Origin of the sequence: Nostoc sp. JL23, from assembly GCF_017115065.1 — a bacterium.
GTDB lineage: Bacteria > Cyanobacteriota > Cyanobacteriia > Cyanobacteriales > Nostocaceae > Nostoc > Nostoc punctiforme_A.
This window is the reverse complement of the sequence record NZ_JABXKN010000041.1, coordinates 38,031-50,558: the sequence shown is the minus strand read 5'-3', so window position 1 is coordinate 50,558 and position 12,528 is coordinate 38,031. Positions and strand designations below refer to the sequence as shown.

The window sequence follows — 12,528 nt, the reverse complement described above, 5'->3', positions numbered from 1 at the left end:
AGTCGGCATAATAAAACCAAACTATATAAAGAAAAGTAAACAAGGCTCAAACCCTTTTTCCCCCTGTCCCCTGCCCCCTGCCTTCTGCCTTATCCCAACGATAATAATTTACGCCGACCTACTTACAAGGGATGGGGTATATACCAATACGGTTTAGTTAAGGGTTATTGGTGTAGATAAATGGTCTTTCAAGACGCGATAAATTGCGTCTCTACATCTGGTTTTTATTGCTCATTCTGAACTGTATTAGGGTATATACAAAAGTGAAAATCCTGAGTACTTTTTACTTCCCTGAAACAGTTACTCCTTAATTCAGAATTCTGAATTAAGGAGTAAAACACGCTTGATGTCTGGGTAAAAGACTTAGCTTGTGTAACTCACCAACTTGAAACCTGCTGTAAATGATGCACTCTTACTTCAATCTCCACGTTTTGCTATGGGGCAAGACAGTACTCAGCACTGGTAAATCAACACTCCGTGGGTAAAAAGAAAAGGGATGAACGTTAAAAGGCAAAGCCCTGCCCTTTTCCCGTCTTAAATGCAAATTTAAGTCAATATGCCAATCAACTTAATTTCTCATACCGATAATTTGAGATTTAGAATTGCGGCAATTCAATGCAATTACTCAAATTTAAGTTGAGGCATAAGTTGGAGAGTGCCAATACCTAAATTTTGTGGTGAAAGCGATCGCCCTTCAAACAAAGCCATCATATCTCGTAACTGAGGATTGCCACGGGAGGCTCCCGTTAGTCCTTTGGCAATGATTAAGCCACAGTAGCCCTTAGTATTTTTACACCGCTGATTCCATTTTTTTCGGGCTTCGACATGAATCGGATCTTCATCTAAAAATTCACCGAATAGGAACAATTCGCCATTTTGAGTTTGCAATAAACCCAGGTCGTAGCGATCGCCATCAAAGGGATCGGCACCTGGATTAAAGCAAATTGCTCTCAGTCCGCCTGCTGCTTCAATTCTTTCAATTACAGTCTTTGCCTTGGGCCGAGAGGTTTGAATTAGAATCACAGGCAAACCGTCACCCACTTGTTTGATTTCACTAGCCTGGTGGTAGCTGACCCCCTTTCGCAGAGAATCCAACATTTCCCAAGACACTACACCTAAGCTGAGGAAGGAATCTTCTGGTATCAAGTCATCTCGCAATGATTGAAAATCAAGGTTGTCAATCTCCTCACCATCAATATCAAAGCCTGCCATTTCCTCTAATTCTGTTGCTAACTGCGGCATGGTAGAGACTGTTACAGGCACTGATTTAGTTGATTCTTCCGACTGCGGTAGAGAAATGCGATAGCGACGGCCCAGAGTAGGGAAGATATCCTCATGAAGTTGGCGACGGTGATCGCGAATAAAGCGGCTGAGGCTTTCTATAGCAACCAAGATTACCAATGCTTCTTCGTCATACAAAACAGACCGTAGTCCTTCTAAAGGATGGATATTACCAAAAGTAGGGTCAATTTCTGATAATGGTAGATCCGCCAAATCATCTTCTTCATCCTCATCTTCATCGGTTTCGTCAACGCTCTCAAAAGTGAGAAATAAGCAATCTTGCTTAAGGAAGGCTTCTTCTAGATGCTCCGTTGATTCTTCATCTGTTAAAACTGCGGCGCGAAACTGTTTTAAAGACTCTTCTGAGCGATAAAACAAAATCCCATACTCCATTCCCAGCATTCCCATAACTGAGGCGTAGAGTGTGCCAACATCCCACTTATTAATCTCGATTGACAAAATTTGCTGTTCTTCCAAAAATTCCCAAGGTGCTGCTTGCCAAATTGCAAATGCTTTCTCTCGCAAGATTTGTGCATACTGTGGAGGTAAGTCCGGGGTTTGACTATCGAGGATGTCGGCAAATCCACGAAATAGTTCGTCAATTAAAGGCAGTTCTGGTGCGTAATCAATGGCGATATCCAAATCTTGCAGCACTCCCCGCAGGTAAAATTGGATCTCGCGGTCTTTGACTACAATTCTTTGAGGTCTAGCAGGTCTTGCCGGACTTTGAGGATGCTCCATTGCTTGCATTAAGGTGCGAACTATTGCTTCTGGACCAATATCTGAAGCTACCACGTCCATTCCTCGGACAACACCTTGGGAGAAATCTACCCAAAGAATGCATTCTCCCTTTGCCTCTGAGTCTGAGTGCTGGTTTGGTGATGACAACGGACGGCGATCGCCCTCCCATACAGAAGGAATTTGAGTTAATTTCTTCAACCGACGACTGGTAGAGCGATTAAAACTTGTCATAGAGATCAAAAGAAGCAATTTGGAAGTAAACTTTGGGGGCTAGGGCTAGCTAGCCTCGGATTAATTTTTATGGCTGCACCTGAAGGGTGGTTGCTTCTGTTGCTGCCGTAGGGCTTAAATTTTAAGAATACCGAATGTATAAACACATTAAGTCTCTCAATTCTAGAATAAAAATCTTTGGCTACTTTTGACGGAGTGTTTACAATTTGGCATCTAGCAACATCTAAGCCGCTAGAATGAATACAAAAACACTTAACGAGCAACCCAGAAGCATTAACAAGCCGATATAGGGTAACGCTTATACTAATTAAGGAGTTGAAAAGCAGATGACACAAGCAATTCAGGCTCAACAACGCGGAATTCTGTTGAGCGAAGCCGCATTGCACCAGGTAAAATCCCTCCGGGACAAGCAAGGCACAGACTTTTGCTTACGGGTAGGAGTACGTCAGGGTGGCTGTTCTGGGATGTCTTACATGATGGATTTTGAAGATACCAGCAAGATTACCCCTGATGATGAAGTTTTTGACTATGATGGCTTCAAAATTGTCAGCGATCGCAAGAGTCTGTTATATCTCTACGGTTTGATGCTCGATTACAGCGATGCCATGATTGGTGGTGGTTTCCAGTTTACTAACCCCAATGCTAATCAAACTTGTGGTTGCGGCAAGTCATTTGGGGTGTAATATTGTCAGTTGTCATTTGTCCCTGGTTATTGGACGAAAGACAAATGACAATTGACCAATGACTTATGACTCATGATTAATTTACTATGACTCAAACAGTTGAATCCCTGTTTGATACAGGCTTAGAACGCTATAAAGCAGGAGAATCAGTAGAATCTTTAATCCCTGTGTTTAAAGAAGTGTGCGATCGCGCTCCTAAAACTAGTGCAGCTTGGGTTTGTTTAGCGTGGTTGTATCTACTCGATAACAAACCCAATTTGGCTTACAAAGCTGGACAGAAAGCAGTCAAGTTAAATCCACAAGATCCCCAGGCTAGAATCAATCTCGCCTTAGCAATGCTGGAAACAAAGCAAAAAGGTTTGCGCGAACATATTGATATAGCACAGCAGTTAATTTTTGTCAATGAAGAATGGAGTGATGAAATAAAAAATAGTATTGAAGACGGTTTAAGTAGAAAACCAGATTGGCAGAGTTTGACAAAAGTCAAAAATTGGCTGTTTGAAAAGTAAAAGATGGGGAGTAGGGAGAAATCAATTAAAAATTAAAAATTAAAAATTAAAAATTGAAGAACTCCTCCTTCCTGTTTCCCAATGGCCAATACAACTCTTGGAGAGGCTGCGCCAACTACTCCTTTCGACTTGGCTCAAGGCAAGTCGCTCAGTAGAAGTGCCCAATGCCCAATGTCCAATGCCCCATTTTCCACTCCAATCATGAAAGATAAATTGTTAAATTGGCTAAACATGGTTTTAGTCGCCGATGTTTTTTTGGTTTTGTTTGGCTTTGGCTGGTTAGCGATCGCTGCGATCGGTGATGCCGCCGGAGTAAACCTGGGTTTGGATTTGTGGCATCAACTGTGGCAACCCTTGTTTAACCCAGCAATTGGCATTCTCATGGGTGGTGCCATTCTCAGCGGTATTATCAGTTGGGTTTCCAAAAAATTTCTTTCTAGTCAATAGTCAAAGAATAAGGCATATTTTGGATTTGAGATTTTGGATTAAATTTCAATCTAAAATCCAAAATCTCAAATCTAAAATTCTTACTCCCCACTCCCTTTGAATCTATGTAAGAATTTGTGTTAATGCCGATTGCAAATTAGGATATTTGTACTCAAAACCTGTTTGCACAGTTCGTTTTGGGATAACTTGCTGACCTTCTAAAACTACTATCGCCCCGTCTCCTAAAAGAGCCTCGATCGCAAAAGCAGGAACAGGCAACCAAGAAGGGCGATTCATCACTTGTCCCATAGTTTGGCTTAAATCTGCCATTCGGACTGGGTTAGGGGCAGTGGCATTATATACACCTTCTATTTCCGGTTTAGTTAAAGCTTGCAGAATCAGGTTAACTAAATCGTCTACGTGAATCCATGAGAACCACTGCCGACCACTGCCAATAGGCCCACCAGCGAAGAGTTTGAAAGGTGGAATCATTTTACCTAAAGCGCCACCATTGCCCAGAACAATCCCAAAACGCAAAATTACCAGTCGCACACCAGCATCTTTTACTTTTCCCGCTTCAGCTTCCCACGCCTGGCAGACTTGGGCAAGAAAATCGTTACCAGATTGACTGGTTTCATCAAAGGTAGCCGTTTCACTGGTACCGTAGTAGCCAATAGCCGAAGCGTTAATTAACACAGATGTTTTAGGATTAGCGTTGGCTATTGCTTCAACTATTTTTTGTGTACCTAACTTTCGGCTATTGAGGATTTCTTGTTTCCGTTCTGGTGTCCAGCGCCCTTCACCAATAGGTTCTCCTGCCAAATTAACGACGCCATCACAACTAGCGATGACACTTTGCCAAGAGTCAGATGCATTTGGTGTATAGGCGACAATCTCTACATTAGGGAAAGCCTCAGAGGGAAAAACCTTTTGAGCAAAGGTTGTGTTACGAGTTAATACAACTATTTTATGACCTTCTCCCTGTAATCGTTGTACCAAACGACTACCGACAAATCCTGTTGCCCCAGTAATTGCGACTTTCATTTTCTACCTCAGCCAAACCTTTATTGTAAAGTTTTTGATCAAACTTTCAGCTTACGGCAATTTCCTTGTTGATAGAAGAGGTTTGACTGTATATCTGGTAATACCTGCTCTCAAAAACTTTGATTTTTTAATGACTTTATATTTAGATACTTCGGTATTATAGGATGGACGGAGTGTTGCAATGCTTGGGGCTATTATGGCTCGCTATACCTGTTCATTTATTGTTTCTGTTCCTAGTGACCATCTGTTGCCGTTACTTGTAGAACTTCTACAGGACTGTCAGTTGGATATTCAATATCACACAGCCGAATATATTATTGGTCGTGAGGTTCCTGGAAACGTTCCTTTTCCTAAATTAATAACGGTAGAAGTACTGATTGATAAATCAAAATCTACTGAAACAGAAACCCGGATGAGTATTGTGATTAAAAATGAAGAACTACCAATTCACCTAGATAATTACTGCCGACAAATGTTTGAGTTAATCAAGCAATCTATTGAAAGTAGCCGTCATTGGCATTTGATTGAAAGTATTGCAGGATAGCTTTGGCGATCGAATTGATACTCCCACGGCTTGAAGCTGTGGAAGTGTCAGACTGTGATTGGTAGTTATAATTCAATATCCTACTCCTCTAAATCCTCGGCCATACCGGGGTTTATTAGTGTAATATCATACTCACTCGAATCCGTTTGTCCTAAACGCTGAGTGTTTCTTAAAAGGTAATAAATGGCACGTACTTGAGGCCCAAAAACGATCTCGTCTTCATTTCTGAGATCGTGGGCTGGTATCTTGCGTCCATTAATCATCAAACCGTTGGAACTAGGCTTACCTTTGGCATCGCCATCTACAATCCGGTAATAGTAGCTATGACTATTATGCTCTCGTGGCAATCTCACTAATGTGGCATGGCGGCGGGAGACAAACTGCGACATTAAACGGATATTACATTCGCGGTCTCTACCGATAGAGTAGACGGGGTGCTCCAGAGAAAATTCTTTGCGACCTTGATCGTCTTCAATAATCAGTAGATGGTTTTCATTGGTTTCTGCTGCCATTGACAAATCGGTGGAACTGTAATTGATTAAGATTTGTTTAGTATCGTATCTTGCCATTTTCGCGCACCATAAGTCTGTGGTGCTAATCTAAATAAGCTTTAAAATTGCATAATACCTTGAAAGAGTAGAACATGGCCGTTCTACTCCAGTAGCTATGATAGCTTTGGTAAGTGTCTTAATTTGACGACTGACTCTTGAATTGTGTTTTGATAACCAATATTTGTGGTGGCAAATTGGACGTGTAAAGGAGTATTCTACGGGCGATGAGCGAATCGCCGTAATAATATTGAGTTGGTGACGACGCTAACAGAACTAAAAGCCATTAATGCAGCAGCACCAGATGGGTTAAGCACAAAACCCAGACTAGGGAATAAAACACCTGCTGCTAAAGGAATGCCAAGTGTATTATATGCAAAAGCCCAGAATAAATTTTGGCGGATTTTGTTGAAGGTGGCGCGACTAAGCTGAATAGATTCGACGACATCGTTTAGGCGATCGCGCATTAAAATAATTTCAGCAGTTTCCATCGCTACATCTGTCCCGGAGTGTAAAGCAATTCCTACATCAGCTTGGGATAAAGCTGGAGCATCGTTGATTCCATCTCCTACCATTGCGACTACCGAGTGCTGAGTTAGTAGTGAGGAGTTAGGAGTTTTCTTTGCCCCCTTGTCTCCTTGTCCCCCTTGTCCCCTTGTCCCTTCTAACTGGAGAGACTGTATTGCCGCCGCTTTTTTAGCTGGGGGAACACCTGCGATTACATCAGCGCTATCTAATCCTAGTTGTTTGGCTATAGCGCTAGCTGCTTCTTGGCGATCGCCACTGAGCAACATTACCCGTAAGCCCATCTGACGCAACTTATCTACCGTGGATCGAGCATCCGATCTGAGGGTATCAGAAACACCAATTAGTCCGGCTAAAGTTCCGCCAATTGCGACGCAAACGACTGTTTTACCATCTGTTGCTAAATCCTGTGCTACCTGTTGTGCAGTTTCGTTAATGGCAATGCCGTGCCAACTCAACCATTCCCAGTTACCCAACAATACAACTGTGTCCTCCACCACAGCAGATACCCCTAGTCCTGGTTCCGTGTGAAAGTCTACAGCCTTTGGAATCGATAACTCTTGCCGCTGTGCCTCTTGCTGAATCGCTTTTGCTAGGGGATGGTGAGTACCGCTTTCTACGGCTGCTGCTAGTTGAATGAGGGATTGGGCATTGTTATTCTTCTCCTGCTCCTCTGCCTCTTCCCCATTACCCCTTATCCCCAGAGGGGGCCCCACCTTCCCCAATTCCTCAATTAACAGACAATCTGTGACGATGGGATTACCTGTGGTCAGAGTGCCAGTTTTATCAAAGACTACGGTGTTTAACTGATGTACTCTTTCTAAAACATCGCCACCTTTGATTAACAAACCTCGTTCTGCGCCCATAGCAGTTCCAACCAGAATGGCTGTTGGTGTGGCAAGTCCCAAAGCACAGGGACAGGCAACTACCATAACTGCGATCGCGAGTTTTAAACTAATTAATAAAGGGGAATGGGGAGTCGAGAGTGGGGAGTGATGGGCTTCATGTGTAGCGTGGTTCATCATTTCCATGCCACCAGACATGGTGATATCAGTCCAGATGTGAGTACCGAAAAAGTACCAAAATCCAAATGTTAAGACAGATGCTGTCAGCACCCCGTAGGTAAAGTAACCAGCTACTGTATCTGCTAATTTCTGTACTGGTGCTTTCCGAGTTTGGGCGGCTTCTACTAGGGCGACAATTTGAGCTAGAGTTGTATCACTTCCAATCCGGGTTGCCTGAATAGCGATCGCTCCTGACTGGTTTAGTGTCCCCCCTGTCACCATATCTCCTGGTTTTTTGATTACTGGCACTGCTTCTCCAGTTAGCATTGACTCATCGACCGTTGTTTGACCAACTACCACTTCACCATCAACGGGGATTTTATCGCCTGGCAGCACTTGTAAGCATTCACCGACACGCACTTGTTCAGCGGGAATCTCAACACTAGAAGAACCCATTCCGGTTTTCTCTGGGTTGGCAATTAATCGCGCTAAGAGTGGCTGGAGTGCTAGCAATTTCCTAAATGCGGCAGCCGCGCGACCTCTAGCTTGTTGCTCTAATGTCCTTCCTAAGAGAATAAAGCCTAGCATCATTACTGGCTCGTCAAAGAAGCACTCCCAACCCAATTGGGGAAAAAGCAACGCTACTAAACTAGCAATGTAGGCTGTCAGCGTTCCCAATCCCACCAGGGTGTTCATGTTAGGCGCATTTCGCCGCCAACCCAGCCAGCCATCTACTAAAATCGGGCGACCGGGAATTAATAGCGCTACTGTCGCCAGTCCACAGTGAAACCAGATGTTATTTAGCACTGGCAGCACAGAGCTACCAAGATTACCAAAATGTCCACTTCCCGACAATATCAGCAACACCGCTGCGATCGCCAACTGCCATAAAGAAGAACGCATTTCTCGGCGTTGTCGTTCTGCTGGATCTGGTAAGGTCGATATTTCGCCCGCTACTGTGCCATTAGCTTTTCGGGGTTGAGTCGGGAATCCAACAGATGTTAATCGCTGTGCCAGTGCATCTGCATCTATTGCACCAACTTCTGACTCTACAACTGCTACCTCTGTGGCCAGGTTCACACAGGCACTCTTGACTCCTGGATGTTGGGTCAGCTGTCGTTCTACAGCGTTCACACACCCAGCACACTTCATACCCCCAACATCTAGAATAATCTTCTCTAGGATTGGGTCAAGTTCTAGGGCTGGCTTAGTTTTCGGGACAAGTTGCATGGCTTGTGTTTAGATTCGCTACAGAAATTCAACGCCTGACTAAAAGCGTCTCTAATTCGAGCGTAGGCTAAATATGGAACTATGACTCAATGTCAACCATATTAAAATTATTAATTTATCGTACTTTGTTGAGCATGAACGACTATCGCTGTACTTAATTCAAGGTTCCAAGTCCCCAGATTTATCTGTAGAGTTTTTAATTTTTAATTTTTAATTTTTAATTTCCCTAGAGGGGGTTGACATTTCCAACGTCGATAAGTGACATAAATAATAGCTGCCACCTGTATTGGCGCGATCGCAATCAGATTTTTTAAGAAATAGTTGATTTCTAAATGAGACATAACACTGAAATATCCAAAGCCTAACAAGAAGAACATTGCCCAGTTAAGCTGTTTAGGTTTGAAAATGAGCATATCAATAAAAATAAATATAGAAGGTAGAAGTGCTGTATAACTTCTGCTAAAGGTAAAGGTGAAGCGGAAGGGAAAAGGATGTTTTTTTGGTTGTTGCCCTTTATCCCTGCGCTTTTGCTGCAATCCTAAGCTGGGAAGTAAGTATCATTCTCTGCTTCCAGTAAGAAAGCTATTCTTGCACTAGAACCAGCCCTGCTTATTCACAAAATAGGTATTTACAAATCCTTCAGGGGATTTATTTAAGTAGATCATGCCTTCAATTAGACCTACGAGTTGCATAACTAACAAAGCAACGCCGTAGGTAAAAGAACCCCCAATTACAGAAATCACTAACATGATAAAGCCTTCCGAAGCGTATCCTAGAATAAACTTATGAACCCCAAATGCTCCCAGGATAATGCCACAGTAACCAGCTAGAAGTTGTTTGGTAGGGTGACTGGGGTTGAGATTTGCCATATAAGTGCTGCTCCTTGATAAGTGAGTATAAAAATAAAATCTTTATTGTAATGGAAGCAAATACATTTACTTACTTAATAAATAGATTTTTAATTTTTCACTATGAGTAAGTCCCAAGATGAATAATTAAAATCAGTGTGCTTCTATTCCAGAGGAGACGCCAAGATGTCTTGCAGTATAGGCCGATCTGGCGCTCCTTGATGACTTTTGGTGGATTTGACGATCGCCAACCCTGGTGCAGCAGTTTTGCAGATTTTTAGCTCAGGCGTTTATCTTGAGCAGAATAAATCTTAAATAATCAAGAAAAGCTGCTACATACACCACTTTTTACAAGTCCATCAGTATTATTTCCGGATGTTTTTGCGTAGGCGTAACCCATTGTAGACATCGGTTTCAGCAGATGTGAAACGCCATCGCACCAATGGCAACGCAACTGCGCGGCTAGTGGGAATCTAGAAGCGCAAAAGGCATCTTCCATATCTTTCTAACCACTTTTTAGTTACCGATCCCCACTTCCATGAGCGCAAACCGGAATTTTATTCCAATTCATGACAGCTGAAAATGGTTCAAGAAGACAATTAACATCTCGAAAATGGCTAAAATCTACCCGAATGAGAATAAATGCTTAACTAGATAGTTTGCTGTCTATGTTAATAGCATTCTTTAATTTGCTTTTGCCATTATCTTAATTGGGTTTTCAGCTAGTATTTATGCTTATAACCAATTATCACTAGGAAATTGTCTCTACCTATGGAGATAAAATCAGATATTTTTGTTTTTGGCAACAGTAGTGTACTTGTATTAATTACTGCCTAAAACAAACAAGCTTAACAGTGTACCACTATTCCAGAGGCTGTGGAGGAGCATAGGAGCGAGGAGATTGCGCGATCGCGTGTAGACTACTCCCAACACAATGCCCAATGCGGTCAGGGGGAGAATTTCCGATAAGCTGAGGTGAGCGATCGCAAACAACAAACTACTGATCAAAATCGATCCCCACACGGGTAAGTAACGAGTTAGAGAGGGTAACAAAAAACCGCGAAATAGGATTTCTTCAAAAAATGGAGCTGCGATCGCCGCTGTGGAGAAAAATATACCAAGTGCGATACCATCTTGGCTTTCTAGGGCTAGTTGTAACAGAGGATTACTCCCACCCTGTCCTTGCCATAGCTGTTGATTAATCAAAGATACCACCACAACTACGGGTAAAGCCGTGCAATAGCCTCCCAGTCCCCACAAAAACCAGTTATCTTGAAAACGGAAGCGAAACCAGAATTCTGGTAGTGGAAAAAAGCGCTTGAGAGAGAAATACAGTACTAATAGCGCACCTAATGCCACCAAGAAGTAACTAACCAACACAGAAAATGCCTGAAGTCGCACATCCACAATAGGACGTGGAATGGGTAGCAGTGATATCACCAAAGGTACAAAAATTTGCCCCATGAAGAAAAAGCCGATGATAAAAACCTGCAAAACCGTTTCACCACCCCAAGGTGTTGACCAAGGGATATCAGCATTTTGAGCTAATAAAGAGGCTTTTCCTTTCAACAAGCGTTGAGCAAATAATAAAATCAGCAGTATTAAACCAATTAAAGCTGCCAAAGTGGGAATAGTGCCAATAACTGCCAATTTAACTACTGCTTGAGTAGAAGATTCTTGTTGTGCAGCTTTTACTGCTGATAACGCGTCTTGTCGTTGCTGGAGTTGGTATAACTTAACCAAAGCTGTAGAGCGAAACCAACCTTCTAAATTCTTTTGAATTGGTTCTTGAGCATTTGGGAGGATACGGGGAGGATTGCTCCACAGTCCAGTCAATACAGCGGCGGTTTCCCCAAACCCTGGATTAATATCTGAACGTTGTTGTAATTCGCTCCAAGTCTTGAAGGCTGTATCAGTTTGTCCTTGCTGTGCTTGTAAGATTCCCAAGCGCAGGTCTAATTCAGCCAGTAATTTTTGTAATTGCTTAAAAGACTGCTGTAACTGTTGCTGTCCCTGTTTAGAGGTTTTAATAGTGGGAGGAGCATCCGGTAGAGGTTTCGGAGGTGTGGGAGTTATTTCAGCCTGAGAGCGTAATTGTGCAAGTTTACTATTAACTTTGTCTAAATTAGCTTGAACTGATTGACGCGCCTCCTGATACTGCTTTGTAGCGCTTTCTAGGGGTTGCTCACCAAGTATTGCTTCCCGAATCGCCTGGAGTTTGTCATCACCACTATCTTCTGATTGCCAAGCTTGAGCTTGTAAAGCAATATTTGTTTGGTATAGTTCCAAACGACTTTGAAATTGAGGTTCTTGCCAACTGCCGAATAAAGCCGAAACTGCTAACAGAACTGCTATCGGCGTCATTACAAAAAATAAAACCAACCGCTTGAGTGTCATCTATCCCCCTTTGACTGACCAGTGGAGAGCGCGTCTCCCTTGGGAATTATCGCAATAAAAAGTCAGAGGTGGATAGATATCATCAATATTATAAGTTTGCGATGCCTGTGGTTTTTGCTAGCCTATGCACGCACAATGTTAAATTACACTAGTGTTCCCCCACCTTGAAGAAGCCGCTCATCTTTGTTTTGAGCGATAAATCATATCATGTCCGCTTGATTGCTTATTAAACCCGAAGAACCCCACCCCGCCAAAGCTACGCTTTGTCTCCCCTCCTCGCTTGCGGCAGGGTGGTTTTATACGAAAAAAGAAAAATATGGAAGTCTTTATTTCTCGTTTAGAACCATAGATTTTGACTCCTCTCCAAACCTCTCTCTGATGCGGAGAGAGGCTTTGAAACCCGGTTTTAGTTTTTCTCTGCTTGTATGAAACCACCCTGCCTCCTCGCTTGCGGGGAGGGGTGTGATGACTGTGGTTAGCATAACTAATTATGCGGAGATGATATCACTCACTACAA

At 42.8% G+C, this 12,528-nt stretch carries 11 protein-coding genes; 4 read left to right on the top strand and 7 right to left on the bottom strand.

The genetic code is table 11. The features are described from left to right. Positions 1–621: 621 nt before the first annotated feature. The gene (locus HWQ42_RS08465; RefSeq protein ID WP_292810962.1) at positions 622–2,253 is read right to left on the bottom strand and encodes a hypothetical protein; all 1,632 of its coding nucleotides are present in this window, start codon (positions 2,251–2,253) and stop codon (positions 622–624) included. A 326-nt stretch (positions 2,254–2,579) separates the two neighbouring features. Between HWQ42_RS08465 and HWQ42_RS08460 the strand changes: the two genes are divergently transcribed. The 3 genes from HWQ42_RS08460 (at position 2,580) to HWQ42_RS08450 (ending at position 3,892) form a co-directional block, all read left to right on the top strand. Then, on the top strand, positions 2,580–2,936 hold the full coding sequence (locus HWQ42_RS08460) for an iron-sulfur cluster assembly accessory protein (protein WP_094352468.1): 357 nt from the start codon (positions 2,580–2,582) through the stop codon (positions 2,934–2,936). Positions 2,937–3,022: 86 nt separating this feature from the next. After that, positions 3,023–3,445: a hypothetical protein gene (locus tag HWQ42_RS08455; protein WP_292740683.1), complete on the top strand. Its 423-nt coding sequence runs from the start codon at positions 3,023–3,025 to the stop codon at positions 3,443–3,445. Positions 3,446–3,646: 201 nt separating this feature from the next. After that, on the top strand, positions 3,647–3,892 hold the full coding sequence (locus HWQ42_RS08450; RefSeq protein ID WP_094352470.1) for a hypothetical protein: 246 nt from the start codon (positions 3,647–3,649) through the stop codon (positions 3,890–3,892). A gap of 102 nt (positions 3,893–3,994) precedes the next feature. Here HWQ42_RS08450 and HWQ42_RS08445 read toward each other — a convergent pair whose 3' ends face one another. Beyond that, positions 3,995–4,915, bottom strand: a complete 921-nt coding sequence (locus HWQ42_RS08445) for a TIGR01777 family oxidoreductase (protein WP_292810960.1) — start codon at positions 4,913–4,915, stop codon at positions 3,995–3,997. 196 nt (positions 4,916–5,111) lie between these two features. Between HWQ42_RS08445 and HWQ42_RS08440 the strand changes: the two genes are divergently transcribed. Beyond that, positions 5,112–5,459 (top strand): hypothetical protein, encoded by a 348-nt coding sequence (locus HWQ42_RS08440; RefSeq protein ID WP_289798874.1) that lies wholly within the window; start codon positions 5,112–5,114, stop codon positions 5,457–5,459. A gap of 80 nt (positions 5,460–5,539) precedes the next feature. Here HWQ42_RS08440 and HWQ42_RS08435 read toward each other — a convergent pair whose 3' ends face one another. The 5 genes from HWQ42_RS08435 to HWQ42_RS08415 all read right to left on the bottom strand — a co-directional run bounded on the left by HWQ42_RS08435 (position 5,540) and on the right by HWQ42_RS08415 (position 12,011). Further along, the gene (locus HWQ42_RS08435) at positions 5,540–6,028 is read right to left on the bottom strand and encodes an FHA domain-containing protein (protein WP_094352473.1); all 489 of its coding nucleotides are present in this window, start codon (positions 6,026–6,028) and stop codon (positions 5,540–5,542) included. 197 nt (positions 6,029–6,225) lie between these two features. Then, entirely contained in the window at positions 6,226–8,766 is a 2,541-nt protein-coding gene (locus tag HWQ42_RS08430; protein ID WP_292810957.1) for a cation-translocating P-type ATPase, read from the bottom strand. A 203-nt stretch (positions 8,767–8,969) separates the two neighbouring features. Then, a complete protein-coding gene (locus HWQ42_RS08425; RefSeq protein WP_292810955.1) occupies positions 8,970–9,302 on the bottom strand; it encodes a hypothetical protein in 333 nt (110 codons plus the stop codon). A gap of 57 nt (positions 9,303–9,359) precedes the next feature. Then, a complete protein-coding gene (locus tag HWQ42_RS08420) occupies positions 9,360–9,635 on the bottom strand; it encodes an NINE protein (protein WP_292740674.1) in 276 nt (91 codons plus the stop codon). 801 nt (positions 9,636–10,436) lie between these two features. Further along, positions 10,437–12,011, bottom strand: a complete 1,575-nt coding sequence (locus tag HWQ42_RS08415; RefSeq protein WP_292810953.1) for a type II CAAX endopeptidase family protein — start codon at positions 12,009–12,011, stop codon at positions 10,437–10,439. Positions 12,012–12,528: the final 517 nt, after the last annotated feature.